Consider the following 26665-nt stretch of genomic DNA (forward strand, 5'->3'; position numbering starts at 1 on the left):
ATTTAAACATGAAAAATTTACGGCTTTTACTTCTATTTTTGATTTTTATAAATTGTAATAAAAAAGAATCAAATTCTGTTTCAAATATCTCTAAAAGTTCTCAAATAAAAGAAACCTCAGAAGTTAAAAATTTAATTAATAAAAACGGTTTAACCATAAAAGACCGATTTTTTCCGCCAGAAAATTTTAAATTAAATACTGAAAAAGAAGGCAGTTTTGGCGCTTTTATTGAAAATTTTAAACTTAAACCATACGGAAGTAAGATTTTAAAATATGATGGAGCGCCAATTTCCACTCAAAATTTGCATGAAGCTATTTTTGATATTGATACTGGAACAAAAGATTTGCAACAATGCGCCGATGCTGTTATTAGATTGAGAGCTGAATATCTTTATAAAACCAAACAATTTAATGACATAAAATTCCATTTTACCAACGGCGATTTGATGACCTGGAATGATTACAAGAACGGCGCTCGTGCTTTTGTAAATGGAAACAAAGTAAGTTTTAAAACAACTGAAAAATTTGATGATTCTTACCAAAATTTCAGAAAATATTTAGATTTAATTTTTAATTATGCGGGAACTATTTCATTAAATAAAGAAACTTTTCCTGTTTTAAAAACTTCGAGTTTAAAAACTGGTGATATTTTAATCACAGCAGGAAGTCCGGGACACGTCGTTTTTATTGCAGCAGTCGCGGAAAATGATAAAAAAGAAAAATTATTTTTGCTTGGCGAAGGTTATACACCTGCTCAATCCATTCATATTGTGAAAAATTCTTTTCAGCCAGAAATTTCGCCTTGGTATAAATTAGACACAAAAAATACCGAAACAGAAACTGCACGGTATTTATTTAAACCTACTAATTTTAGGAGTTTTTAAACCTCAACTTGATCCGCCAAAAACGACCATTCTTCCAAAGCCAAATTCAATTCTTCTTTTTTAGAATTGTAATTTTCTAAAGTTTGTTCTGAAGGATTTTCTGTGGTAAAAGATTTTTCTAAAGTTTCAACTTCAGTTTCCAATTCTGTAATTTTTTCTTCTACTTTTTTTATTTTATTGATGAGATTTTTCTGCTCTTTGCTAACTAAAGTTGTCGGTTGGTGGTTGTCGGTTGATGGTTTTTCAACTGCAATTTTTTTCGCAGAAACCGAGTTTGCATCTTTTTCCAATTGCAATTTAGAACGTTCCGCAGAAATCTCTCGGATGCTTTCCTTTTGTCGGTATTCTAAGTATTCATCAATGTTACCAAGGAATTCTTTCATTCTTCCATCACGGAATTCGAAGATTTTATCAGCCAAACCTTGAAGAAATTCACGGTCGTGGGAAATCACAATTAAAGTGCCTTCATATTTATTTAAAGCCAGTTTTATAATTTCTTTGGACTGAATATCCAGGTGATTCGTCGGCTCATCCATAATTAAAACATTGAACGGACGCAAAAGTAATTTACACAAAGCCAAACGGTTTCTTTCCCCACCGGAAAGTACTTTCGTTTTTTTCGTTACATCGTCGCCTTGGAAGAGAAAACTTCCCAATAAATCCCGAACTCTTGGTCGCGTTTCTTCGGTTGCAGCGTCTTCCGCTTCTTCTAAAACGGTTTTATTTGGCGTTAAAACTTCTTCTTGGTTTTGTGCAAAATAACCAATATTTACGTTGTGACCAAGATTCCATTCGCCAGTATAATCTTTAATTTCACCCGATAAAATTTTGGCTAAAGTGGTTTTCCCTTGTCCATTTTGTCCAAGCAAAGCAATTTTTTCACCACGCTCTACAAAGAAATCTACGCCATCAAAAACTTGTTTATCGCCGTATGATTTTCCTAAATTTTTGGCTTCAAAAATCACTTTTCCGGGAACAATGCTTTGCACGAAACGGATATTGAATTTAGAAACATCTTCGTTATCCACTTCAATGCGTTCAATTTTATCTAATTTTTTAATTAAAGATTGGGCAAAAGAAGATTTGGTAGCAGACGCGCGAAAACGGTTGATGTTGTCTTCCATTTGCTTGATTTCCACATCCTGATTTTTCTTCGCCTGAATCTGCTTTTCTTTTCGCTCTTTGCTTAGTTCCAAATATTTGGAATAATTGGCTTTATAATCATCCACTTTTTTATTATTGATGTCAAAAGTGCGGTTGCAAACCGACGTCATAAACTGTTTATCGTGACTTACCAAAACAATCGCGCCATTGTAAGTTTTAAGAAAATCTTCCAGCCAAATGATGGATTCCATGTCCAAATGGTTGGTTGGCTCATCGAGAAGTAATAAATCATTTTTTTGAAGTAACAATTTTGCCAGTTCAATTCGCATTCTCCAACCGCCGGAAAATTCATCAGTAATTTTTTTGAAATCATCGGCTTTAAAACCGAGACCAAAAAGCACTTTTTCTACGTCGCCTTCAAGATTATAAGCGTCGTGATGCATCAACAAATCATTCAAATCCGTCATTCTTTGGATGAGTTGCGCATAATCATCACTTTCGTAGTCGGTTCTTGTTGCTAGTTGTTCATTAACTTCATCCAGTTCATTTTTAAGTAAATTGATTTGTTCAAAAGCCTGCATGGTTTCGTCCCAAACGGTTCTTCCTTTTACAAAATCTAAATCCTGTTTTAAAAAACCGATGGTAATATTTCCTTCGGGAACGATTGTGCCTTCATAGAAGTTAATTCCGCCGGTAAACATTTTTAAAAGCGTTGATTTTCCGGCACCATTTTTCCCAACAAGACCAATTTTATCATCTTTTTTGATGGTAAAATTTACGTTTGAAAATAAATAATTTCCCGAGTGATGAAGACCTAAGCCCTGAACTGAAAGCACGCTTTAAAAATTTAAAATTAAACTGTTTTTTGAATTTGCAAAAGTAGTGATTTTCAAGGGATTTGAAAATGCTTTTTATTTTATCTTTAAATATGTCTTAAAATTGATTTGATTGATGATAAAATGCAATATATATCAATCAATTTGATGTAAAGGTATTAATGTAATTTATGAGAAATATAAAACATATAAATAATAATTAATGAATAAATTTATTCATTTTTGCAAATGAAATTTTAATTATATAGTTGCTGTTGGGAATTGTGAAGCAATTTCTAATGATTTAATTTAAGACTTATGTTTCAAGGACGAACCTTATTAATTGTGACTAAACATGAAAAGGAAAAAGTGATTGCGCCTTTGCTAGAAAAAGAATTAGGCGTAAATTGTGTAGTTTCTAGCAATTTTGATACTGACGAATTGGGTACGTTTACTGGCGAGATTGAACGGAAAGAAGATCCGATTAAGACGGTTAGAAAAAAATGTCTTCAAGCAATGGAATATTCTAATTGTGATTTGGCGGTTGCGAGCGAAGGTTCGTTTGGGCCGCATCCAACAGTGTTTTTTTCATATGCCGATGATGAATTTGTTATTTTTATTGATAAAAAAAATAATTTTGAAATTATTGGTCGAAATCTTAGTCTTGAAACTAATTTTAATGCGAAATTTGTAAATTGTGAAAAAGAATTACATGAATTCGCAAATAATGTAGGATTTCCGGCGCATGCTTTAATTTTAAGAAAAGATAAAAATGATTTTTCGAATATCGTAAAAGGAATTACAGATTCATACGACTTAGATTTAGCATATCAGAAATTAAGTGGTGAAGACGGAAAAGTGTATGCAGAGACAGATATGAGGGCGCTTTATAATCCTACACGTATGAAAGTGATTGAGAAGGCAACGCTTGATTTGGTAAAACAGATACATTCTAAATGCCCAAATTGTAAAATACCAGGTTTTTCGGTCATCGAAGTTAAAAAAGGTTTGCCATGTGAAGAATGCCATTTTCCAACTAAAGGAACCTTAAGTTATATTTATTCATGTAAAAAATGCAGTTTTAGTAAAGAAGAATATTTTCCGAATAAAGTTTTTGTTCAAAGTGCAGAATTTTGCGATATATGTAATCCATAAAAAATGATTAGTAAAGATTTAGATTTAGCCGTTAAAATATTAGAAGATGATGGTGTGATTGGTTTTCCTACCGAGACCGTTTATGGTTTGGCCGGTAATATTTTTAGTGAAAAAGCAATAAATAATATTTTTAATATAAAAAAAAGACCACTTTTTAATCCTTTAATTGTTCATCTAAAAAGTATTGAAGAATTAGGAAATGTTGCTTCTGAAATTCCTGAAATTGCTTTAAAATTGGCAACTGCATTTTGGCCAGGTCCGTTAACGCTTTTATTACCTAAAAAAGATTGCATACCAGACTTAATCACTGCTGGAAAACCAACTGTAGCAGTAAGGATACCAAATCATCCGATGGCACTATCGCTCTTGAGACGTTTAGAATTTCCTTTGGCAGCACCAAGTGCGAATCCTTTCAAAAGGATAAGCCCGACAAAAGCACAACATGTTGAGAATTATTTTGGGAGCGACATTGAAATGGTTTTGGATGGTGGAATTTGTAAAACTGGGGTAGAATCTACAATTGTTGGGTTTGATAATAGTGAAGTGATTATTTATCGCCTTGGCGGAATTTCTGTTGAAGAAATAAAAAAAATAACTAAAAAAGTTACTATTTTTAATAAAAATAATGATAGCCCAGAAGCACCAGGGATGCTTCTAAAACATTACGCCCCCAAAACGCCTTTAATTTTTACTAAAAATATTGCCGAAGAAATTTCAAAAAATAAAAATAAAAAAGCGGGTATTTTACTTTTTGGTCAATCTAACTTAAAATTACCAGATAATTTTCAACAAATAATTTTATCTGAAAGTGAGAATTTAGAGGAAGCCACCTTTAGATTTTATGAATCTTTGCATTTGATGGATGAAATGAATCTTGAAGTTATTATTTCGCAACCCTTTCCTGATACCGGTTTAGGACGTGTTCTTAATGATAAATTATCTCGTGCTTCTTTCGAATAAGGTATATAACGAAAAAACGCCCTGAAAATCAAGGCGTTGTATATAAAATTGCAGACCCACAGGGATTAAAGTTAAACAACAGTACACAACACTACACAACTATTTTACTGATATTGAATGTTTTACAAAAATTAAAACAACACTACATATCTATAAAACACTCTGAACGAAACCAAATTTAGTCCCCGATTTTGAAAACGGGGACTAAAAATTAGAGGTTGTTTAAATTATATTTTTAAAAAAACAACTACAGGAGAATGTTTAAATTTAAAAACTTTCAGATAATAAAAAAATTTGCCTTGTTGAAAAATGATTCTACACCATAGTTTCTCAAAACTTAAACGCATATGTAAGTTGAGCGGCTATAGAATGAAAATTAACAATATAAAGATAACTTCAAATATTTATTTAAACAGTTTTAGAATATTAAAAAAGTGAATTGTCAAACATTAGGCTATTATTGTTTTTTTATATAAATAAATAGTTAAATTTGCATATCTCTTAAATAATGATGCTGAATTATTTCAAATCGATATCTTTTATATTTCTATTAGGACTTTTTTTAGTTCCAACTAGTATTGATGCTTGCCAAAAAGAAAGTTATCAAGCAACTAAAGAGTTGAAGAAAGTAAAAACTCATATCATTGCCACTTTTTCTAAATTAGAAAGTTCATGTGAAAGTGGAACGTGCATAGAAGGATGTTGCGACAAAAAAACCAAAGGTTGTGGTCATGCTGATTGCAATGGTAATTGCAATGTAAGTTCTTGTTTTACTGGTGGTTCAGGCGCATCAGGCACATTGGAAAATTTCAAAGTGCAAAATAATAATACTGATTTGTCGCTTTTAGAAAAAAGTTTCTTTTTCTACATAAACTCTAACTATTTAGCAGGAATTTACCCAATTTGGCAACCGCCAAAAATATGATAGATTTTTCTCCTTACAGCCAAAATTGCGTTTTGTACAGAAATATCTGTATTCTTATTATTTGTTTTAAATAGGTTTGAATTTAACACTTCAACTATTTAAATGAGATGTTTCGAATTATAAATAGTTATTCTAAACTATTCAATTTTCCTGTATAATTTCTTATTCAATCTATTCTAACCAAAATTCATAATGTAATTTTTTGAAGAATTTATCCAGTATAGGATATTTTCATATTATTCAAAGGCATTAGATCGTGATCCCAATTATAAAAAAAATCTATGAAAACAACATTATATATTAAAAATATGGTTTGTTACCGTTGCAAAACAGCCGTACAAAAGGAAATTGAAACTTTAGGTTTTGATATTGATTCTCTTGAATTAGGACAGGCAGTTTTAAATAATATTACGTCTTTTGATATTGCAAAACTTACAATTTCTTTAAATAAATTGGGCTTTGAAGTGCTCAAAGAAGAAACAGACGTATTGGTAGAAGAAATAAAAATAGCAATTATTAATAAAGTCGACAAACAGGACCATTCCAATCTTTCTGCATTTTTAAGTGCCATTTTTAATAAGTCTTATCCTGTATTAAGTAAATTATTTAGTTTAAATGAAGGCATAACCATTGAAAAATACCGAATTAATTTACAGATGGAAAAAGTAAAGGAAATGATCCAGTTGGGAGAAATGAATTTTTCAGAGATAGCCTACAGTCTAGATTATAATAATAGCGGACATCTGGCGAAACAATTTAAACACGAAACAGGCATGTCTATGACGGAATTTAAAAACCTGCGAAAATGGAACAGAAAATCTATTGATGATATTGTGTAAGTAATAAACCGAATTCTACCAAGAATTAGAAATTATAGTACCTACATTTGTATAGTAAGAAATAATTATCTAAAGACTTAAACATTTAATTTTCAAGGGTTTCCTTTGAAAGCAATGTAAAAAATCTCTGCAAATTATTTTGTAAAGTCGATTTTGTTCCAAACAAAAGTAAATCTTGGAAGTAATAAAACCCAAGTTGCATTGAGCATCTATGCTCCGACATTATTCAGCAAACTTTTAAGAGGAGAAAGGCATCAAAGAAGAGTTGATGTTATATTTCGACGCTAAAAGTTCTCTTCAAGATTGATACGATAAACATTGTCTTCGGCAGTTCTATCAAGATTCTTTTTATCCGTGACATCAAAATTAATCAAAATTCTACACTGTAGCCAAATTGCAGTTTACTTCGCCGCACATTGAACTACTGGTTTATTGCAAACATACACCACTATATTTAGGGAAAAGCAACAACTTTATTAAGTATAGAATAAACATTTATCACTTGCAAAAATAACAGAAACAAATTATTAACAAACAAAAACAAAAATTATGAATTATTACGACGGAAGTTTTGGAGGTATGCACCTAATATGGTGGATTTTATGGTTCTTCTTTATCGCCTGGATATTTTTTATTCCTGCAGATATTCCTTACCAAAAAAGTAAAAAAGAAAGTCCATTAGACATCTTGAAAAAACGATTTGCCCAAGGTGAGATAAGTAAAGAGGAATTTAATGAGGCGAAAACAATTATCAATTCGGCTACTTAACCTTTAAAAAAATATTATGTACAAATTAAATGTAAAAAAACTGGGATTTGCTTTAGGGCTTACAGGTGCAATTATTTACTTGGGCTGTATGCTGGTTATGGCAACGGCCGGAAAAGAAGGCTCAATTGTATTTTTCAACAGTTTATTGCACGGCCTTGATGTTTCGACCATCATTAGAATGAACGTGTCTTTATCGGAAGCCTTACTTGGAATCTTACAAACATTTATTTTAGGATTTATTGTGGGTGCTTTCATTGCGGCTTTTTACAACGCGCAGATCAAAACACACGATATAAAATCAACAGAGAGTTTTTAAGTTCTAATAAGTTTGCTAGATTAAGATTCCTAATCAACGACATAATTGGAAATCTCAATTGTTTTCACCAATTCTTTAAATCAAATAAAAACAGATTTTAAATATGAAAAATGCCCTCACAGAAAAAAATAAACTCTCACTCATAGGTTCCATTTCATTGGGAACGGGAGTCATGATTGGGGCGGGGATATTTGTATTGATGGGACAAATTGCAGAATTAGTAGGAGATTTATTTCCCATAGTTTTCGTCGCGGGTGCAATAGTGGTCGGATTTAGTTCTTATTCTTACGTGAAATTTTCTAATGCGTTTCCTTCTTCAGGTGGCGTGGTGAAATTTTTAAATAAGTCTTATGGACCCGGAACGACTACAGGAGTTTTTTCTCTTTTGATGTACGTTTCAATGGTTGTTTCAGAAAGTTTAGTTGCAGGAACTTTTGGAGCGTACACACTTCGACTCTTTCCGGATAGTTTTTCGGGTTACGCTTCGATTCTTGGTGTTTTACTTTTGGTAACGGCGTACATCGTTAATATTTTAGGAAATAAGGTAATTGGCGCAACCGCCACTTTTACCGCAATCATAAAGGTCGCAGGTATTGCATTACTCGCAGTTGCAGGACTCATCGTTTCAGGACTTGTAGATATTAAAGGCGATTATGTTGCTAAAAATGCTGCAGAATTGCCGCAAAGTTTTGGTTTTATCGCAGCGTTAGCGCTAGCCATTCTTGCTTATAAAGGTTTTACCACCATTACTAATCAAGGTGGGGATATTGTAAATCCACATAAAAATGTCGGACGTTCCATAATAATCTCTATTGTGCTTTGTACTTTTATTTATGTCACGTTGGCTCTCTCTGTGGCAGGCGGATTAAGTATCCCTGAAATTATCGAAGCAAAAGATTATGCTTTGGCTGCTGCTGCAAAACCGGTTTTTGGAGTTTGGGGTTCCTGGATCACCATTTTACTTGCCATTATAGCAACATTTTCAGGAGTGATAGCCAGCGTTTTTTCCTCTTCCAGATTATTAGGAATGTTGAGCAGTATGAAACAGGTGCCATCATTAAAACGGATGGGAAATTTTAAAAACCCTTCACTCATCTTTACTGTGGCGCTCGCAATTTTGCTCACGATGTTGCTCAATTTAACGCGAATAGCATCGATAGGAGCCATCTTTTATTTAATCATGGATATTGCGATTCACTGGGGTTTGTTTAAGCATTTGAGGAAGGAAGTGAAATTTCAACCTGCTATTCCACTAATTGCAATTGTAATGGACGTCGCCATACTTTCTGCTTTTCTCTATATAAAATATTTGAGTGATGCTTTCATACTAATTGTGGCAGCGATTGGGATTGTTTTAATATTAATTGCGGAGCGATTATTTATGGCTTCCCACACCAATGATAGAGGGGAAATGGCAATGGGAATGGAAGACGAAGCAGATGCAGAAAAATAGAATGAGTTACAAGGGTACAAAACTGAAATCGCAGAGATTTCTTTAATCAAATTAAAAAGACAAATTTATAATAAAACAATTTTTTAACAATTTAAATACATCATTATGAACCAATTAGTAGAAATTAACGGCATGACCTGCGGAGGTTGTGTAAAATCTGTAGAAAAAGCGCTTCAATCAATTGATGGCGTAGAATCAGTAAATGTTACTCTTAATCCGCCCGTTGCCAATTTAGAGACCAATCACTCCGTAAGTGACGCAGATTTAATGCATGCTTTGTCTGAAGCGGGAAATTACAGTATTGCTGGAAAATCCGAGGATGAAAGTGCACCAAAAAAATCCGGTGGCTGTGGTTGTGGCTAATGAGAATCCGTAAAAAATTTTAAAAGTATGTGAAGTAGGCAGGTTGAAGAAGGTGAAAATTTATTTTTCCTGTTTACTTAATATGCTTTCTTATCAGATCAAATTATTGTAAAGTTAAATTTTAAACACAACAAAATGAAGAATATAGGACTAATAGGATATGACGTCATTGGTAAAAGAGTAGTCGATGCGATCAACATGCAAGATTTCCTCATAGTAATATAGAGAAAGTTGAGATCGGAACCGGCACGCCACTTTTATATGAATTTGATTGTTGTCTTAACATATTACATCACTCACATTTAAAATAGGAAATACCGAATTTTACCAATAAAATATGTAATTATATAAATCATTTTCTTTCTGTTTTGTATCTTTGTACAACCTCATGAAAAAGTATTTAGCAATAATGTTCACAGTTTTCTATTTCGGATTTTCATCCGGAATGGTTTATAATGTCCATTATTGTATGGATAAGGTTTTTACATCGTTTTCAAATTCCACCAACACCTGCGGACTCTGTGGTAAAAAGAAGATGAAAGACTGCTGCAAAGACCAGGTTAAAGTTTTAAAAACAGATACCGCGCAGAAGGCAGATATTTCTTTTATTGCTGATGCACCTTTTGCAGCCATTATTCCGCAAGTTTTCTATGCAGATTTTTTACTGCCTGTTTTAGAGCGCAATCAATTTTCGATTTTGGTAAATGCGCCACCCGATAGGCCCGAATTACCGCTCTTCATTTCCTACTGTAATTTTAGAATTTAAAATATAGACCTCATTTTTCTTTTGAAGAATGACGATTAATCATGTCCAGAATTTTGGACTTCCCTTATTTTAAAATATCTAAAATTATTACAATGAAAAAATTAATTTTCACCGCACTATTCTCAATATTTTCAGTTTTTACTTTATCAGCACAAGCAACTGATGCCTCAATTTCCAAACTTTATCAAAACTATATCAGCATCAAAGACGCCTTGGTAACAGACAATTCCGATGGTGCTTCAAAAGCCGCAAACGAGTTTATAAAATCTGCTTCTATGGTAGATTATAAAGTTTTGTCTGAAGGAAATCTGGACGTTCTTCGAAAAGATGCATCCACCATTGCAGAAAGCAGAAGTATAGAAACCCAGCGGGAATCTTTCGCAAAATTATCTGCAAATATGATTGCTGTGGCCAAAAACTTTAAATTGGCAGATTCTGTTTTCGTTCTCTATTGTCCAATGCAGGACGCTTCTTGGTTAAGCGAACAAAAGGAAATTAAAAATCCTTTTTACGGTAGTGCGATGCTTACTTGCGGAAGCGTGAAGTCTGAATTAAAATAATTCAATTAAGGTTTTTTTTAATCAATTTAAAAAAAAGCCTTAATAATTTCTGAATTAAAGTAGGATTTATTCCAAAGAGTAGGTTCTACTTTAATAAAGAAATTGCAAATATCTTCCTTATTAATTACTCAATATTAAGTCTCAAAAAATCCATCTGCACAACCGAATTGTACCAATCTTAAACCTAATTATTACATAACAAATTTCAGTTTAAGATTAAATTTACGGATGAAATCAAAATATCAATGAAAAAATTAAATTACTTACTCATCATCTTTTTAGGTTGCTTAAACACAGTTTTTGCACAGCAAAAAGGAAATGTGGACCATCTGCCGGTTCATGAATACACTTTGACCATCAAAGAAGAAATGGTGAACAAAGCAGGAAAAGAGGTGAAGGGAATGACCGTCAACGGTACAATTCCTGGTCCAACACTTACATTCACGGAAGGAGAATACGCCGTAATTTACGTGAAAAATGAAATGGATAAGGAAACTTCTGTGCACTGGCACGGAATATTGCTTCCTAATTTCTATGATGGTGTACCTTACTTGACTACGCCACCTATTAAACCTGGGACTACGTTTAAGTATGAATTTCCGTTAAAACAATCCGGTACGTATTGGTACCATTCCCATACCATGTTGCAGGAACAAAGCGGTGTTTTTGGGTCAATAGTCATCAATCCTAAAAAGAAAGTTTTGGATTATGACAAAGATTTAGTTTTAATGCTTTCTGACTGGACAAATGAAAAACCAATGAACGTTCTGCGTAATTTGAAACGTGGCAATGAATGGTATCAAATGAAAAAAGGAACTGCAACACCTTTAAATAAAGTAATTGCGCGCGGTGCTTTAGGAGCACAATTGGATTTCTGGAGACAAAGAATGGAAGGTGCTGATATTGCAGATGTTTATTACCCCGCATTTTTAATTAATGGAGAAAAATCCGTAGATTATTCTGATTATAAACCCGGAGAAAAAATACGATTAAGGATAATTAATGGTTCCGCATCTACACAATTCTGGATGACTTTCGGTGGAAAGGCACCGATGCTGGTATCTGCAGACGGAAATGATGTCGTTCCCGTTGCACACAGCAAAACATTTATCGGAATCGCTGAAACTTATGATTTTATCATCACGGTACCGCAGAATGGAAAAATCGAGTTAAGAGCAATGGCGCAGGATGGATCAGGAATAACTTCTGCCTATTTCGGAGCGGGAAAAATACTTCCCGCGGAAGTACTTCCAAAACCAGATAAAATCGAGATGATGCAGAAAATGGCGAAAATGGATATGAAAATGGGTGCGCACGCTTTAAAATACCGCCCAAACAAAGATGAACGCTATAAAATGAAAGCGGAATACGGAATGCAGATGGATGGAATGAATATGGGCGATAAAAAAAAGGATTCCGATATGAAGATGGATTCCGACATGAAAATGGATGACAAAAAAATGGATCCGAATATGAAGATGGATTCCGATATGAAAATGGATGACAAAAAAATGGATCCGAATATGAAGATGGATTCAGATATGAAGATGGATTCAGATATGAAGATGGATCCAGATATGAAGATGGACGGTTCTAAAATGGATTCAGGAATGAAGATGGGAGACAAAAAAATGAATTCAAATATGAAGATGGGAAATGGTAAAATGAAGATGAATATGTCCAAAGATTCTAAAATGGATCATTCCAAAATGAAAATGGATGGTGACAAAATGAACCCGCCTGCCGGACGGGCAGGTATGGATATGTCCGGAGATTCAATGAATGATTCTAAAATGGGCGGAATGAAAATGAAAGGAATGGACATGTTTTCCGAATACAATTATGATTTCCTAAAATCTCCCACAAAAACAAATTTCGATAAAAATCTTCCTGTAAAAGAAGTATTGCTAAATCTTACTGGAAATATGAGCCGCTATATCTGGAGCATGAACGGAGTACCATTGAGTGAAGCCGATAAAATTAAAATTAGCGGTGGAGAAGTTACCAGAATTACCTTTAATAATTTAACCATGATGCATCACCCGATGCACCTGCACGGTCACTTTTTTAGAGTAATAAATAAAAACGGAGACTATTCACCCTTGAAGCATACCGTAAATGTGCCACCGATGCAGCAAGTAACCATAGAATTTAGTGGCAACAACGGAGATGAAAACGGCGACTGGTTTTTACACTGTCATATACTATATCATTTGATGGGAGGAATGGCGAGGGTTGTAAGTTATGATACGCCCCGTGATCCAAAAATGAAAAATTTCCCCTTGAAAACTGCTGTTAATGAAACAGATAAATTCTACACGTGGTCTTTGCTTGACGTTGCATCTAATATGGCTTCATACAGATTCACAAGTTCAAATATCAGAAACCAGCTCAATGGCTCTTTTGAGTACGGATGGAATAAAAATCTTGAGGGAGAAATTACTTACGAGCGTTACCTGCACGATTATTTAAGAGTTTTCGGTGGAGTAAATGTTGAAAATAAGACCCGAAACAGTGTGAAAGATCTCAAAACAACGGCTGTTATCGGAGTGCGATATTTAACGCCTTACCTCTTCAGCCTTGATGCAAGAGTGGACAGTGATTTGAGACCACAAATATCCATTGGCAGAAGTATAATGATTTTTCCACGCTTTGCAGTTTTTGGCTATTATGAATATCAGATGGATTTCGGTTTTGTAAATAAATTTCCAGCAGGTAAAAATTTCGAGTCAGAAACAGTTTGGAGTGCTGGTGCCGAGTATTTCCTTTCCAGAAACTTTTCTCTAATGGGAAATTATGATAATCGCTATGGCGCAGGTGGTGGACTTTCCATCAGATTTTAAATAAATCAAATATATATTAATAATTAAATTTTAAAAAATGACAAATCTAAAAATTACAGCAACAGTTGCAACAGCAGTTTTATTAAGTTTTTCCGCGTTTTCGTGTAATAAAAATAAATCTACGAAAGAAACTGCAGTAGAAAGTACGGCTATGAATAACAATGAAATGGCAAAAACCGGTGCGGAATCATCCAGTGCAAAACAGATTGTAGCAGATTATATGACGCTAAAAAACGCATTAGTAGCAACAAATAAAGAAGATGCTGCAAAAGCAGGACTTGCGATAGGCGCTTCTTTGAACAGTTTTGATATGAGTAAATATACTGCACCGCAGCAGAAAGATCTGAAAGATATTATCGCAGATGCGAAAGAGAATGCGGAGCATATCAGCGAAAGTGAAATAGACCATCAAAGAGAACATTTTAAAATATTAACAAAAGACATTACTGATATGATCGCAATCACCGGTGCGGACAGTAAAGTGTATCAAATGAACTGCCCAATGTACGATGGTGGTAGCAATTGGTTAAGTGAAAGTAAAGAAGTTAAAAACCCATATTTAGGCAGTAAAATGATGACTTGTGGAAGTATGAAAAAGGAATTAAACTAAAATGAAAATTTTGAAGATCATAGCGGTGGTTTTATTAATTGCATTTATTGGAATACAGTTTCTGCCAAAGCAAATTAATAAAAGCGAGACCACTTCAAAAGCAGACTTTTTGGTCGTCAATAAGGTTCCGGCAAATATCAAAAATAAATTGCAGGTATCTTGCTATGATTGTCACAGTAATAATACCCGTTATCCGTGGTATAATAAAATCCAGCCCGCCGCAATGTTTTTAGAAAATCACGTGAAAGGTGGAAAAAAAGAACTTAATTTCAGTGAATGGGATTCCTTATCTGTAAGGAGGAAAAAAAGCAAATTGAAAGCGATAATCAATCAATTAAAAGATGATCAAATGCCTTTGAGTTCGTACACCATCATCCACACAGATGCAAAATTCACAGTGGCTGAAAAGCAGGAAATGATACAATGGATGACCCAAAAAAAAGATAGTTTATAAAATTTAAAAAAAAATTAAAATGAAAAATTTAAAAATAAGTATAGCAGCAGTAATGATTTTTGCCGTTTCTTTTGCAAACGCGCAACAGAAAAACAAAATGGATATGAAGATGGACCACTGCAAAATGGATATGAAGATGGATCACGGCAAAATGAATATGAAAATGGACAACGGTAAAATGATGTCTATGAAAAGCGATGCAAAAGCAGAAGCCATATTGAGTGATTATTTTACTCTGAAAGATGCTTTAGTGGGAGACGACAGTAAGAAAGCAGGCGCTGCAGGTGCTAAACTCGCCGTTTCGTTGAAGGCTTTCAGCGCTGCAAAATATTCTGCAGCGGATAAAAAAGAATTGGCAGATATTATAGATGATGCCACAGAGCACGCGGAACACATTTCAAAAAGTGCGATAGACCATCAGCGTGAGCACTTTAAAACATTAAGCAAAGACATTTCAGATCTTGTTGCTATTACCGGAACCAAAACAAAAATGTACGAGCAGTTTTGCCCAATGTATCAAAAAGGAAGCACTTGGTTGAGTAAAAGCAATGAGGTTAAAAATCCGTTTTATGGAAGCAAAATGCTGACTTGTGGCAAAGTGCAAAGAACAATTCAATAAAATCACTTATTCTGAAACTTGTTCTTTTTTAAATAAAAAAAAGAAAGCGCAGATTTATCAGATGAAAAATTTAAGTCCTAATGAGAGAAGAGGTAATAATTTAATTAAACGAACCTTTTCTCTTTGTTAGGCACAAAAAAAATTATTATGAAAGATTGTTGCAAAACAGGGAATGAAGATGAACAGAAAAAAAGTGGTTTGAAAAAATGGTTCAACTACGGTTTATACGCATTCATCGGTGCAATTATTATCGGTGTGATTGCATTGCAATTATTGGGAAAATAAGATTTAATTGATAAAATTATTTCACAAAATTTAATCGGAAATAAAAGCAATTTTAAAAAAAGTGAGATAATTTATCCAGATTTAAATTTTAATGAAAGAAGAAAATAGTATAGAAAACACCGTTGCATTTTATTGGCAGTTATTTAAAAGGCTAAAATATGTTTTACTGATAATTGTTGCGGCTTCAGTCCTGCAATTATTTTTGGGGGAATTTAATTTATCTTTTAGCAAAGAAATATTATTAATTCTCATTATTGCAAAAGTGGTAAGTATTGTAGCGCTATCATTTAATCAGTTAACTAAAATAATTGGTCACAGTCATTTATTAAGCCATATTCTTGTATTGTTTACAGTGTTGATCGGTATTATAGTCTTTTCTTTCGCAGCAGATTTCACGGCACTTCATTTATTGGATGATCACAGTTTTAAAGTCGATGTTCAAACCAACCAATCATTCTTTTCCCTATTTTTTAATTATTTATACATGAGTACCGTTACTTTTTCGTCTGTTGGATTTGGAGACATTACGCCAATATCTTCCCTTGCGAAATTTGTAGTAATGCTGGAGATTGGCTTAAGATTCTTTGTCTTGGTCTTTGGTATTGCTAATATTAATCAGATCCGCGTAAATAAATAAACGTCGTAAAACAAAATTTTTTAAAAAATTAAATTACTAAAAACGGGAACTAGGATTTCTACAAATTAATCTGAAAAATATTTAAAATGGAAAATTTAAACGCATGGAGTTTTTTAACAAACGGATTTTTCGTGGTGTCCTGGTATTCGGCTGGTTTGATTTTAGCAATTTGGGTCTTATATGATGTTTATTATGTAAATACCGCTGTAAGTAAACCTCTAAAAACGGCATTTCCCATTATTATCATCTTTTTTTCAATAATCGGTCTACTTATGTATCTAGTAACCTGTCGCCCAAAAAAAATGCCCTTACTAAAACCAAAAATTAGCACGGAAGATTTTGAAGCGAAATACCACAGTAAATACGTATCCAATACATTTAGTAAAGTTACCGGTTCGGTGATGCACTGTACGGCAGGTGATGGTTTGGGAATTTTGACTGCAATGGTTGTCGGAACTTATATTGGTCTTGGGTTTTGGAATGAGTTTATTGCGGAATATATTATCGGATTTCTCTTCGGATGGCTTCTTTTTCAATATCCTGCGATGCGCGCTATGGGTCTTTCCAGTTCAGATGCTTTGTGGAAAGGTGGTCGTGCAGAATTTTTCTCCATGATTACGATGATGGGTGGAATGCTTTTTACAATGTTAGTGATCATTCCCCACGTTTTATCCTCAATGCCAATGCCGATGACATCAATGGATATGCCGATGCCAATGCCAGATACTTATGCATTCTGGGGTGTTGCCTGGTTTGGACTTTTAATAGGAACTATTGTAACTTACCCAATGAATTGGTGGCTCGTTTCGATAGGTTGGAAACATGGCATGCAATAGAAAAATTAAAAATAAAAAAACGAGATAAAAATCTTGGAAAAATTATAAATAAATTATGAAACATACATATCACATACACGGAATGACCTGCGACGGTTGCCGAAAACACGTTGAAGAAACACTTTCAAAAATTGAAGGCGTCTCAAAAGTGACGGTCGATCTTGCAAAACAGGAAGCAGTCATTGAAACCGATGGTCACTTACATATCGAAAAATATCAGGAAGCCTTAAAAAAGGATGGTGGAACTTACAGTATTCATAATATTGATGATCTGCCAAAAGCAGAGGAAGAAACCAAGAAAAAAGCAATTAAAAAAGAAAAAGGCAATGGTACATTCTACTGCCCAATGCATTGCGAAGGAGAAAAAACCTACGACAAAGCGGGCGATTGTCCGGTCTGCGGGATGGATCTCGTAGAAGAACAAAAAGCGGGCACCTCAAATGCTGACCAATGGACTTGCCCGATGCATCCGGAAATTATTAGAGATGAACCTGGAGCGTGCCCGATTTGTGGAATGGATCTCGTGCCAATGGCCGTGGATATTTCGGCAGAGGAAAAAACCTACAAGAAATTATTAAAAAAATTCTGGATTGCCGTAATATTTACTGTTCCCATTTTAATAATGGCAATGAGTGAAATGATCCCAAACAATCCATTATATAAAGTAATGGAACAAAAAAATTGGAACTGGGTACAGTTTGTATTGTCCATTCCGGTGGTTTTTTATGCGACATGGATGTTTTTTGAACGTGCTTACAAAAGCATTATCACCTGGAAATTGAATATGTTTACGCTCATCGGAATTGGTGCAGGTGCCGCTTTCCTTTTTAGTGTTTTCGGAATGTTTTTCCCGGGTTTTTTCCCAGCGCAATTTAAATCGCACACAGGTGCCGTGCATGTCTATTTTGAAGCAGCCACAGTAATTTTAACCTTGGTTTTATTAGGTCAGGTTTTAGAAGCCAGAGCACACAGCCAAACCAATTCTGCCGTTAAAGAATTATTAAAACTCGCCCCAAACCGTGCTATCAGAGTTAAGGATGGCGTTGAAGAAGAAGTGACCATCGAAAACATCGTTTTAGGTGATATTCTTCGGGTAAAACCTGGCGATAAAATTCCGGTTGACGGTTCAATTACTGAAGGACAAACAACAGTTGATGAGTCAATGATCACCGGCGAACCCGTTCCTGTAAGTAAAACTGTGGAAGATAAAGTAAGCAGCGGAACCATCAACGGTAACCAATCCTTTTTAATGAAAGCCGAAAAAGTGGGATCAGATACTTTGCTTTCGCAAATCATTGAAATGGTGAATAATGCGAGCAGAAGTCGCGCACCTATTCAGAAATTGGCAGATACCGTTTCCGGCTATTTTGTGCCGATCGTGGTTTTTATTTCAGTATTAACCTTTGCAATCTGGGCGATTTTCGGCCCCGAACCTGCTTATGTTTTTGCATTTGTAAACGCAATCGCAGTTTTAATTATTGCCTGTCCATGCGCATTAGGTTTGGCTACGCCAATGTCTATAATGGTTGGTGTTGGAAAAGGCGCGCAAAATGGTGTTTTAATTAAAAATGCTGAAGCCCTGGAAAGAATGGACAAAGTAGATACTTTGATCATTGATAAAACCGGAACTATTACGGAAGGAAAACCAACGGTTGAAAAAATCGGGACTTTCGGAGAAGAATATTCAGAACAAGAAGTTTTACAATTCATTGCTTCTTTAAATAAAATGAGTGAACATCCATTGGCAGAAGCCACTGTAAAATATGGAAAAGAGCAAAAAACGGAGATTTTAAATACTGACAATTTTAGTGCAGTTACTGGAAAAGGTGTGGAAGGAAGCATTAGCGGTAAAAAAGTAGATCTGGGAAATGAGAAAATGATGGAATACGCCAAGGCGAAACTTTCAGCAGAAATGGAAAACGAAGCGCAAAACTTTCAAAAACAGGGCAAAACAGTTTCTTATTTATCTGTGGACGGAAAAGTTGCAGGTTTGGTAGTAATTGCTGATAAAATTAAGCCAACAAGTGCAAAAGCCATCAAAGAACTTCTTGATAAAGGAATCCAGGTTATTATGCTAACTGGTGATAATCACGATACTGCTCAAGCGGTTGCAAAAGAATTAAATCTTACTAATTTCAAAGCAGGAATGTTGCCCGAAAATAAATTGCAGGAAGTTGAAAAACTTCAAAAAAGCGGAAAAGTTGTGGCAATGGCAGGTGATGGAATTAATGATGCACCTGCTTTAGCAAAAAGTGATGTTGGAATTGCAATGGGAACTGGAACTGATGTCGCCATAGAAAGTGCAATGATCACTTTGGTAAAAGGTGATCTGCACGGCATTGTGAAAGCACGTCATTTAAGTGAAGCCGTGATGAAAAACATTAAGCAAAATTTATTTTTTGCATTAGGTTACAATATTTTAGGAATTCCAATTGCGGCAGGCGTTTTATTCCCTGTTTTTGGAATACTTTTATCACCGATGATCGCGGCTTTAGCAATGAGTTTCAGTTCTGTATCGGTAATTGGGAATGCATTAAGATTAAAGAATGTGAAATTATAATTATGAAAAAAAATTTAGTTTAGCACTATGGAATAGTGTTGCTGAAGTATTCTGATGTTTTAAAAATTTAGTAATTAAAATTAAAATCTCAAATCGTTCATATTGAAGCCAAACAAAAATACTAAATGCAGCATTCTAACATCAATCACCTATTAAATTACAACAAACAATAATAAACTTAAAATTAAACTTATGGAAAATTCAATGGATCACTCAATGGAACATTCAAAAAGCAATTCTTACACTACTTTTATGCTGATGCTTGCCGCCTCTTTTGTGGCGATGTACATCACGATGTATCTCAATACGTATGAACTTGATCACGTTTATTTCAGTCTGACGAGATTTTATATGAGTTGTCTCGGAATCTCGGCAATGGCAATTATTATGTTTTTATTTATGCGTAAAATGTATAAAAATAAGCAGAAAAATCTTGGAATTATCGTCGGAAGTGTAGGTTTATTTTTTGCTGCTTTAGGTTTGGTTCGTACTCAAAGTCCCATTATTGGCGACGTACTTTGGATGAAAGCAATGATTCCGCACCATTCAATTGCGATTCTTACCAGCGAACGAGCAGATATTAAAGATCCTGAAGTAAAGAAATTAGCGGAAAGTATTATCAGCGCGCAAAGAAAAGAAATTGGAGAAATGAAAGCGATGATAAAAAGACTGGAAAACGCTAAATAAAATTTAAAAAGGAATTGCGATTATTATTTTACAAAATAGCGTAATTCAAAGTATTTAGTTTTGGTTAAAAATAGAACTGAAACATTCAACAAAATAAAAAATGGGTAGAATTTCTTTTTTTTGAAGCATCTACCCTTATTATCAATCTTTTAAAATTTAATTTAAATGAAAAATTTAATCTTTGGAATAATGGCAATATTTGCGTTATTCTTAACCTCTTGCAAAAAATCTGAAACTGCAACGCCTGCAAAAACGGAAATGGCTTCTGCAAGTAACGAGCAACCAAAAGTTGGAGATATTGTACCCAACGAAAAAGTCTGTATGGTAAATAATGCCTATATGGGCAAAAAACAATTAGAAGTAAAATATAACGGAAAAACATACTACGGCTGTTGTGCAGATTGCCAGAAAAAAATCCCGACAGATGAAACTGCGAGAACAGCCTACGATCCGATTTCCAAAAATCCTGTAGATAAATCAGTGGCAATAATTGCAAAATCTGATGAAAATGATGCAGTACTTTATTTTGAAAATGAAGCCAATTATAAAGAATATTTTCAGAAAAATTAGGTAAAATAAACACTTAATTTTAATCTAAATTTTCAAATTCTGTGACAATTTACTTTAAATATAATTAATATTTAAAAAATGAAATTTATTTTATCAAGTTTTCTGATTTTCGGTATTTACATCGGTGCGCTCGCTCAAAAAGCAACCAGTAGTGATCAAGAAAAAATAAAATCTGTATTGATGCAATATAATAAAGCCGTGCAAAATTTAGATGTATCCAATACTGAAAACTTATTTACAGAAGATTCCCAATTGTTTGAATCTGGTGGTGTAGAAGGTAGTTATGCACATTATAAAGAACACCATTTAGTGCCTGAATTAATGGAATTCAAATCTTTTGTCTACAATAATTATAAGGTGAAAATTGATGTTGACGGGAAATATAGTTTCGCAACGGAAACTTATGATTATGTAATTACAGTTAAAAAGGACGATCGGGTTGTGAAGAGAAAAGGCGTTACCACATCTGTTTTAAAAAAAATAAATGGGAAATGGAAAATTATGATAAGCCATAATTCTTCCAGAAAATAAATAAATTAAAGTTTACATTTTTGCAGGATTTTAATGGCAAAGTATTAAAACCAGCACGGAATAATTTCAAAAATAGATGTTAGATAAAATAGTAAAATATTTTTTAGAAAATAGATTAGTCACCATCCTAATTCTTGCCATCCTAATCGTTTGGGGAATTGCAACTTCACCTTTTGACTGGAAACTGCCTTTTATTCCTTCGGATCCCGTTTCTGTGGATGCGATTCCAGATATTGGTGAAAATCAGCAGATTATTTTTACGCAATGGCAGGGAAGATCGCCGCAAGATGTGGAAGATCAAATCTCTTATCCTTTGACGACTTATCTCTTGGGGATTCCGGGTGTAAAATCCATTCGAAGCAATTCTATGTTTGGATTTTCGAGCATTTATATCATTTTTGATGACAGTGTAGAATTTTATTGGTCTAGAACACGGATTTTAGAAAAAATAAGTTCTTTGCCGAGCAACTTATTGCCCGATGGCGTGAATCCAACATTAGGTCCAGATGCAACGGCGTTGGGACAAGTATATTGGTACACGATTGAGGGTCGGGACAAAGACGGCAATCCAACTGGTGGTTGGGATTTACAGGAAATCAGGACAGCGCAGGATTATTATGTAAAATATGGATTAAATGCCGTCCAAGGCGTTTCTGAAGTCGCCTCAATCGGTGGTTATATTAAAGAATATCAGGTTGATGTAAATCCAGATGCTTTGAAAGCCTACAATATTAGTTTGATGCAGGTGATGACCGCCGTTCAAAAATCAAATAAAGATGTTGGCGCAAAAACCATAGAAATAAATCAGGCAGAATATTTGGTGAGAGGTCTTGGTTATGTAAAAAAAGTGGGCGACATTGAACAGGCTGTTGTTGCAGTTAAAGATAATGTTCCGATTCGGGTGAAAGATATCGGTGTCGTTAATTTAGGGCCGGCAACACGGCGTGGTGTTTTAGATAAAGGTGGCGCAGAAGCCGTTGGTGGTGTTGTGATTGCACGTTACGGTTCAAACCCTTTACAAGTAATTAATGGTGTAAAATCAAAAATTAATGAAATTGCTTCAGGTTTGCCTAAAAAAACTTTGGCAGATGGCACGGTAAGTCAGTTGACAATTGTTCCATTTTATGATAGAACGGCATTAATTCACGAAACCATCGGCACTTTGCAAACGGCACTTTCTCATGAGGTTTTAATAAGCATCATTGTTGTTTTAATTTTAGTTTTAAATCTTCGTGCGTCGTTAATAATTTCAGGATTATTGCCGGTCGGCGTTTTAATCACATTTATTGTGATGCGTTACGCAGGCGTCGATGCCAATGTTGTGGCTTTGTCTGGAATCGCTATTGCCATTGGGGTAATGATCGACGTCGGGATTATTTTCGTGGAAAATATTATAAGGCATCTGGAGATGCCGGAAAATCACGGCGTAAAAGGCAAGGAATTATTGAACGTTATTTATGACGCAACCACGGAAGTTGTTTCGGCGATTACAACTGCTTTGGCAACGACGATCGTGAGTTTTATTCCAGTTTTTGCAATGCAATCTGCGGAAGGAAAACTATTCAGACCTTTGGCTTTTACCAAAAGTTTCGCGCTTTTAGCCTCATTTATTTTAGGTTTGGTGGTTTTGCCTACTTTATCTTACTTCATTTTTGGGGTTAATTATAATAAAAAACGCGTACGAAGGTTTTGGTCTTTCGTATTTATTTCCGGCGGAATTTTATTGAGTATTTACTTTAAAATGTGGCTTCCTTTAGCCTTAACATTGATTGGTTTATACGACTTGTTGAATCACAAAATCCCTGAAAAATACCACCATTACACCAAACATTTTAATTTAGTCGTCTTATTATTTATTGTTTCTTATTTCTTAACCGAAGAATGGATGCCTTTGGGTGTGCAAACCAGTATTTTCGGAAATTATATTTTCATCATTGTACTTTTAGGAATTATACTTTTTGCCTTGTTAAGCATTGTAAACACTTATGAAAGAACGCTTCGCTGGTGTTTAAAAAATAAGGGAAAGTTTATGCTGATTCCTTTGTTTACCTTACTTTTTGGGGTAATGATTTGGATCGGTTTTGCCACAACATTTGGCTTCGTCGCAAAAGGCTTTAATAAATTGGGTTGGAATATCCAGGAATCTAAAGTGTGGACAGTTCCTTCAAAAACGTTCCCCGGAATTGGATCAGAATTTATGCCGACACTTAATGAGGGAAGTTATTTATTAATGCCAACTTCAATGCCACACGCAGGAATTGAGCAAAACCGAAAAGTGGTCGGGCAGATTGATATGATTGTCAGCCAAATTCCGGAAGTAGATATGTCCGTCGGTAAATTGGGCAGGGTAGATAGCCCGATCGATCCCGCGCCGATTTCAATGTATGAAAATATGATTGAGTATAAACCTGAATTTATATTGGATGGAAATGGACATCGAATGAGGTTCAAAACCGATAATAAAGGAAGATTTGTCACAAAATCTGGCGATAGTCTGACGCACGAAAATGCTTTAAAAGAACATATTTCCATTAAAAATTTAATTGCAGATAAAGACGGAAAATATTACAGAAACTGGCGGGATATGATTCATTCACCAGATGATATTTGGAATGAAATTGTGAAAGCCACAAAAATTCCAGGTGTGACTTCAGCGCCAAAACTGCAACCGATTCAGACTCGTTTGGTAATGCTTCAAACCGGGATGCGTTCACCGATGGGAATTAAAGTTTTCGGACCGGATTTAAAAACAATTCAGGATTTTGGTTTAAAATTAGAAAGCATTCTGAAAACTGTTCCTTCAGTAAAAAAAGACGCCGTTTTCGCCGATAGAATCGTGGGCAAACCTTATTTGAATTTAAATATTGACCGTGAAAAAATCGGGCGTTATGGTTTAAATATAGAAGATATTCAGCAGGCGATAGAAACTTCCATCGGTGGAATGAAAGTATCTTCCACCGTTGAAGGCAGAGAGCGTTATCCGATCAGAATCCGTTATCCACGGGAATTGCGGGACAGCCCGGAAACTTTGGCTAAAATTTTAGTTTCAACGCCATCCGGCGCGCAAATTCCGCTCGGGCAATTGGTGAGTTTTGAATATAAACAAGGCCCACAATCCATTAAAAGTGAAGATACATTTTTAGTCGGTTTTGTTTTATTTGATAAAAATGAAAGTTTTGCGGAAGTAGATGTGGTGAATGATGCCCAAAAAGCGATTCAGACAAAAATTGATTCGGGCGAATTAAAAGTACCGCAAGGAATTAGTTATAAATTTTCCGGGACTTATGAAAATCAAATTAGAGCGATGAAACGCCTATCAATCGTAATTCCAATTTGTTTATTGGCCATTTTCCTCATTTTATATTTTCAGTTTAAAACTTTAATTGCCTCAACTATTCACTTTTCGGGTGTGTTTGTGGCTTTTGCGGGCGGATTTATAATGCTTTGGCTCTATTCACAAGGTTGGTTCCTGAATTTTTCTGTTGGAGACGTTAATATGCGGGATTTATTTCAGATCCATCCGATAAATTTAAGTGTCGCAGTTTGGGTCGGTTTTATCGCTCTATTTGGTATTGCGACGAACGACGGCGTAATTATGGGAACCTACATCCATCAGGTTTTTGAAAGAAAAAATCCGCAAACGGTTTTAGCAGTTAGAGAAGCCGTGGTGCAAGCCGGAAAACAAAGAGTTCGGCCTGCAATGATGACCGCCGCAGTCGCGATTATTGCGCTGCTTCCCGTCTTAACTTCCACCGGAAAAGGGTCGGAAATTATGATTCCGATGGCAATTCCCACTTTTGGCGGAATGACAATCCAGATTATGACGATGTTCGTAGTGCCGGTCTTGCAAGCCTATTGGAGAGAAACGGTTATTAAAAATCAGTTAAAAAAAGAAAGAAGAAATGCGTAAAATATTAATATTATCGGTTTTAATTTTTGCTTACACTGCAAAATCGCAGTCTATCAATGATTATTATAAAATCGCGGCGGAAAATAATCCGGAATTAAAGGCAAAATACAAAGAGTTTGAATCTGCGATGCAAAGAATTCCACAAGTGAGTTCTTTGCCGGATCCAAATCTTTCTATCGGTTATTTTATTTCCCCGGTGGAAACCAGAGTTGGTCCGCAAAATTTGAAGTTTTCGCTTTCGCAGATGTTTCCTTGGTTTGGAACTTTGAAAGCACAGAAAAACGCTGCAAGTTTAATGGCAGAAAGTAAATTTCAGACTTTTTTAAATACTAAAAATCAGATTTATTCGCAAGTCGCTTCGGCTTATTATCCGCTTTATGAATTGCAACATTTGCAGGAAATAGAGCAGGAAAATATTAAGATTTTGGAGTCTTATAAAAGAATTGCCAATGCAAAATTATCTAATAGCAGGGGAAATGTAGTTGATGTTTTGCGCGTGGACATTATGATAAAAGATGCAGAAACCAATTTGAAAATTTTGAAAGCAAAAGAACCTGCCTTAACTTCTTGGTTAAACAGCATTTTAAATAGAAGATTTGATGAAAAAGTTGTTATTTCAAAAGATTTACAAATCATTGATTTGCCATTAGAATATCGAAAAGATTCTATCGCAAAAAATCCTTTGTTACAAGAAATTGAATTAAAAAAACAATCTTCTGGTGCTTCAATAGAAGTTGCGAAAAGACAAGGTTTGCCGAAAATCGGTCTTGGTTTGGATTACGTGGTTGTCGGAACAGGAATGAATAATTTTTCAAATTCTGGAAAAGATGCGATAATGCCAATGTTGACGGTAAGTTTACCCATTTTCCGAAAAAAATATGACGCAGCCGTTAAAGAAGCAGAATTAATGCAGGACAGTTATTCACTTCAAAAAGAAGCGCTGGAAAACAAATTGAACGGTAATTATTATAAACTTCTTTTTGAACTGGAAAAAGAAAAAGATTTATTAGAATTATATGATAATCAGGTAAAAACGCTGAATAAAAGTCTAGATATTCAATACGCCTATTATAGCAACGCAAGTTTAGATTTCGTAGAATTATTGCGGATGCAGCAGGAACTTTTAAAATATCAGAAATTGAAATTGGCAAGTATCAGTACGTATTATATGAAATTGGCTGAATTGGATTATTTAACAGCGAAACAATTTTAAAA

At 34.6% G+C, this 26665-nt stretch carries 25 protein-coding genes; 24 read left to right on the top strand and 1 reads right to left on the bottom strand.

Annotated features, from left to right (window positions below; genetic code table 11):
* The first annotated feature begins 8 nt into the window (after positions 1-8).
* Entirely contained in the window at positions 9-884 is an 876-nt protein-coding gene (locus tag C4S29_RS06555) for a DUF4846 domain-containing protein (RefSeq protein ID WP_103913338.1), read from the top strand.
* Here C4S29_RS06555 and C4S29_RS06560 read toward each other — a convergent pair.
* Positions 881-2824 carry an ABC-F family ATP-binding cassette domain-containing protein gene (locus C4S29_RS06560; RefSeq protein WP_103913339.1) on the bottom strand — a complete coding sequence of 648 codons (1944 nt, stop codon included), beginning with the start codon at positions 2822-2824 and terminating at the stop codon, positions 881-883. The genes C4S29_RS06555 and C4S29_RS06560 overlap by 4 nt on opposite strands.
* Positions 2825-3121: 297 nt before the next feature.
* Here C4S29_RS06560 and C4S29_RS06565 point away from each other — a divergent pair, with 297 nt between their 5' ends.
* The 23 genes from C4S29_RS06565 to C4S29_RS06670 all read left to right on the top strand — a co-directional run bounded on the left by C4S29_RS06565 (position 3122) and on the right by C4S29_RS06670 (position 26663).
* A complete protein-coding gene (locus C4S29_RS06565; protein ID WP_103913340.1) occupies positions 3122-3958 on the top strand; it encodes a DUF6671 family protein in 837 nt (278 codons plus the stop codon).
* A gap of 3 nt (positions 3959-3961) precedes the next feature.
* On the top strand, positions 3962-4918 hold the full coding sequence (locus C4S29_RS06570) for an L-threonylcarbamoyladenylate synthase (RefSeq protein ID WP_103913341.1): 957 nt from the start codon (positions 3962-3964) through the stop codon (positions 4916-4918).
* Positions 4919-5426: 508 nt separating this feature from the next.
* Positions 5427-5843, top strand: coding sequence for a hypothetical protein (locus C4S29_RS06575; protein WP_103913342.1), 417 nt, complete (start codon positions 5427-5429; stop codon positions 5841-5843).
* A gap of 281 nt (positions 5844-6124) precedes the next feature.
* The gene (locus C4S29_RS06580) at positions 6125-6682 is read left to right on the top strand and encodes a helix-turn-helix domain-containing protein (RefSeq protein ID WP_103913343.1); all 558 of its coding nucleotides are present in this window, start codon (positions 6125-6127) and stop codon (positions 6680-6682) included.
* Positions 6683-7231: 549 nt separating this feature from the next.
* A complete protein-coding gene (locus C4S29_RS06585; RefSeq protein WP_103913344.1) occupies positions 7232-7450 on the top strand; it encodes an SHOCT domain-containing protein in 219 nt (72 codons plus the stop codon).
* A gap of 16 nt (positions 7451-7466) precedes the next feature.
* Complete coding sequence (locus C4S29_RS06590; RefSeq protein WP_103913345.1) at positions 7467-7766, top strand: DUF5676 family membrane protein; 300 nt, start codon at positions 7467-7469, stop codon at positions 7764-7766.
* 103 nt (positions 7767-7869) lie between these two features.
* Entirely contained in the window at positions 7870-9219 is a 1350-nt protein-coding gene (locus tag C4S29_RS06595; RefSeq protein ID WP_103913346.1) for an APC family permease, read from the top strand.
* Positions 9220-9324: 105 nt separating this feature from the next.
* Positions 9325-9582 (top strand): heavy-metal-associated domain-containing protein, encoded by a 258-nt coding sequence (locus C4S29_RS06600; RefSeq protein ID WP_103913347.1) that lies wholly within the window; start codon positions 9325-9327, stop codon positions 9580-9582.
* A 388-nt stretch (positions 9583-9970) separates the two neighbouring features.
* A complete protein-coding gene (locus C4S29_RS06605; protein WP_159969832.1) occupies positions 9971-10348 on the top strand; it encodes an HYC_CC_PP family protein in 378 nt (125 codons plus the stop codon).
* 92 nt (positions 10349-10440) lie between these two features.
* Positions 10441-10908, top strand: coding sequence for a DUF3347 domain-containing protein (locus tag C4S29_RS06610; RefSeq protein ID WP_103913445.1), 468 nt, complete (start codon positions 10441-10443; stop codon positions 10906-10908).
* 245 nt (positions 10909-11153) lie between these two features.
* Positions 11154-13751: a multicopper oxidase domain-containing protein gene (locus tag C4S29_RS06615; RefSeq protein WP_103913349.1), complete on the top strand. Its 2598-nt coding sequence runs from the start codon at positions 11154-11156 to the stop codon at positions 13749-13751.
* 37 nt (positions 13752-13788) lie between these two features.
* Positions 13789-14361 (top strand): DUF3347 domain-containing protein, encoded by a 573-nt coding sequence (locus C4S29_RS06620; RefSeq protein WP_103913350.1) that lies wholly within the window; start codon positions 13789-13791, stop codon positions 14359-14361.
* Position 14362: 1 nt separating this feature from the next.
* Positions 14363-14815, top strand: a complete 453-nt coding sequence (locus C4S29_RS06625) for a heme-binding domain-containing protein (protein ID WP_103913351.1) — start codon at positions 14363-14365, stop codon at positions 14813-14815.
* A gap of 19 nt (positions 14816-14834) precedes the next feature.
* Positions 14835-15434 carry a DUF3347 domain-containing protein gene (locus tag C4S29_RS06630; RefSeq protein WP_103913352.1) on the top strand — a complete coding sequence of 200 codons (600 nt, stop codon included), beginning with the start codon at positions 14835-14837 and terminating at the stop codon, positions 15432-15434.
* A 147-nt stretch (positions 15435-15581) separates the two neighbouring features.
* On the top strand, positions 15582-15719 hold the full coding sequence (locus tag C4S29_RS14825) for a hypothetical protein (RefSeq protein ID WP_185116949.1): 138 nt from the start codon (positions 15582-15584) through the stop codon (positions 15717-15719).
* 91 nt (positions 15720-15810) lie between these two features.
* Positions 15811-16356, top strand: coding sequence for a potassium channel family protein (locus C4S29_RS06635; RefSeq protein ID WP_103913353.1), 546 nt, complete (start codon positions 15811-15813; stop codon positions 16354-16356).
* An 86-nt stretch (positions 16357-16442) separates the two neighbouring features.
* Entirely contained in the window at positions 16443-17192 is a 750-nt protein-coding gene (locus C4S29_RS06640) for a DUF4396 domain-containing protein (protein ID WP_103913354.1), read from the top strand.
* Between the two features lie 55 nt (positions 17193-17247).
* Positions 17248-19752, top strand: a complete 2505-nt coding sequence (locus C4S29_RS06645) for a heavy metal translocating P-type ATPase (RefSeq protein ID WP_103913355.1) — start codon at positions 17248-17250, stop codon at positions 19750-19752.
* Between the two features lie 204 nt (positions 19753-19956).
* The gene (locus C4S29_RS06650; RefSeq protein ID WP_103913446.1) at positions 19957-20439 is read left to right on the top strand and encodes a DUF305 domain-containing protein; all 483 of its coding nucleotides are present in this window, start codon (positions 19957-19959) and stop codon (positions 20437-20439) included.
* A gap of 165 nt (positions 20440-20604) precedes the next feature.
* A complete protein-coding gene (locus tag C4S29_RS06655; RefSeq protein WP_103913356.1) occupies positions 20605-21009 on the top strand; it encodes a hypothetical protein in 405 nt (134 codons plus the stop codon).
* Positions 21010-21087: 78 nt separating this feature from the next.
* The gene (locus C4S29_RS06660) at positions 21088-21540 is read left to right on the top strand and encodes a nuclear transport factor 2 family protein (RefSeq protein ID WP_103913357.1); all 453 of its coding nucleotides are present in this window, start codon (positions 21088-21090) and stop codon (positions 21538-21540) included.
* Positions 21541-21616: 76 nt separating this feature from the next.
* Positions 21617-25450, top strand: a complete 3834-nt coding sequence (locus C4S29_RS06665) for an efflux RND transporter permease subunit (protein WP_103913358.1) — start codon at positions 21617-21619, stop codon at positions 25448-25450.
* The gene (locus tag C4S29_RS06670) at positions 25443-26663 is read left to right on the top strand and encodes a TolC family protein (RefSeq protein ID WP_103913359.1); all 1221 of its coding nucleotides are present in this window, start codon (positions 25443-25445) and stop codon (positions 26661-26663) included. The genes C4S29_RS06665 and C4S29_RS06670 overlap by 8 nt, the downstream gene beginning before the upstream one ends.
* Positions 26664-26665: the final 2 nt, after the last annotated feature.

Source organism: Halpernia humi (genome assembly GCF_900108025.1).
In the GTDB taxonomy this organism is placed as follows: Bacteria; Bacteroidota; Bacteroidia; order Flavobacteriales; family Weeksellaceae; genus Halpernia; species Halpernia humi.

Excerpts from the sequence above, each read along its gene's own strand:
- C4S29_RS06625 (WP_103913351.1), top strand. The coding sequence starts at position 14,363 with ATGAAAATTTTGAAGATCATAGCGGTGGTTTTATTAATTGCATTTATT.
- C4S29_RS06595 (WP_103913346.1), top strand. The coding sequence starts at position 7,870 with ATGAAAAATGCCCTCACAGAAAAAAATAAACTCTCACTCATAGGTTCC.
- C4S29_RS06650 (WP_103913446.1), top strand. The coding sequence starts at position 19,957 with ATGGATCACTCAATGGAACATTCAAAAAGCAATTCTTACACTACTTTT.
- C4S29_RS06555 (WP_103913338.1), top strand. The coding sequence starts at position 9 with ATGAAAAATTTACGGCTTTTACTTCTATTTTTGATTTTTATAAATTGT.
- C4S29_RS06605 (WP_159969832.1), top strand. The coding sequence starts at position 9,971 with ATGAAAAAGTATTTAGCAATAATGTTCACAGTTTTCTATTTCGGATTT.
- C4S29_RS06645 (WP_103913355.1), top strand. The coding sequence starts at position 17,248 with ATGAAACATACATATCACATACACGGAATGACCTGCGACGGTTGCCGA.
- C4S29_RS06590 (WP_103913345.1), top strand. The coding sequence starts at position 7,467 with ATGTACAAATTAAATGTAAAAAAACTGGGATTTGCTTTAGGGCTTACA.
- C4S29_RS06585 (WP_103913344.1), top strand. The coding sequence starts at position 7,232 with ATGAATTATTACGACGGAAGTTTTGGAGGTATGCACCTAATATGGTGG.
- C4S29_RS06640 (WP_103913354.1), top strand. The coding sequence starts at position 16,443 with ATGGAAAATTTAAACGCATGGAGTTTTTTAACAAACGGATTTTTCGTG.
- C4S29_RS06660 (WP_103913357.1), top strand. The coding sequence starts at position 21,088 with ATGAAATTTATTTTATCAAGTTTTCTGATTTTCGGTATTTACATCGGT.
- C4S29_RS14825 (WP_185116949.1), top strand. The coding sequence starts at position 15,582 with ATGAAAGATTGTTGCAAAACAGGGAATGAAGATGAACAGAAAAAAAGT.
- C4S29_RS06655 (WP_103913356.1), top strand. The coding sequence starts at position 20,605 with ATGAAAAATTTAATCTTTGGAATAATGGCAATATTTGCGTTATTCTTA.
- C4S29_RS06630 (WP_103913352.1), top strand. The coding sequence starts at position 14,835 with ATGAAAAATTTAAAAATAAGTATAGCAGCAGTAATGATTTTTGCCGTT.
- C4S29_RS06600 (WP_103913347.1), top strand. The coding sequence starts at position 9,325 with ATGAACCAATTAGTAGAAATTAACGGCATGACCTGCGGAGGTTGTGTA.
- C4S29_RS06575 (WP_103913342.1), top strand. The coding sequence starts at position 5,427 with ATGATGCTGAATTATTTCAAATCGATATCTTTTATATTTCTATTAGGA.
- C4S29_RS06610 (WP_103913445.1), top strand. The coding sequence starts at position 10,441 with ATGAAAAAATTAATTTTCACCGCACTATTCTCAATATTTTCAGTTTTT.
- C4S29_RS06635 (WP_103913353.1), top strand. The coding sequence starts at position 15,811 with ATGAAAGAAGAAAATAGTATAGAAAACACCGTTGCATTTTATTGGCAG.
- C4S29_RS06615 (WP_103913349.1), top strand. The coding sequence starts at position 11,154 with ATGAAAAAATTAAATTACTTACTCATCATCTTTTTAGGTTGCTTAAAC.
- C4S29_RS06570 (WP_103913341.1), top strand. The coding sequence starts at position 3,962 with ATGATTAGTAAAGATTTAGATTTAGCCGTTAAAATATTAGAAGATGAT.
- C4S29_RS06565 (WP_103913340.1), top strand. The coding sequence starts at position 3,122 with ATGTTTCAAGGACGAACCTTATTAATTGTGACTAAACATGAAAAGGAA.
- C4S29_RS06665 (WP_103913358.1), top strand. The coding sequence starts at position 21,617 with ATGTTAGATAAAATAGTAAAATATTTTTTAGAAAATAGATTAGTCACC.
- C4S29_RS06580 (WP_103913343.1), top strand. The coding sequence starts at position 6,125 with ATGAAAACAACATTATATATTAAAAATATGGTTTGTTACCGTTGCAAA.
- C4S29_RS06620 (WP_103913350.1), top strand. The coding sequence starts at position 13,789 with ATGACAAATCTAAAAATTACAGCAACAGTTGCAACAGCAGTTTTATTA.
- C4S29_RS06670 (WP_103913359.1), top strand. The coding sequence starts at position 25,443 with ATGCGTAAAATATTAATATTATCGGTTTTAATTTTTGCTTACACTGCA.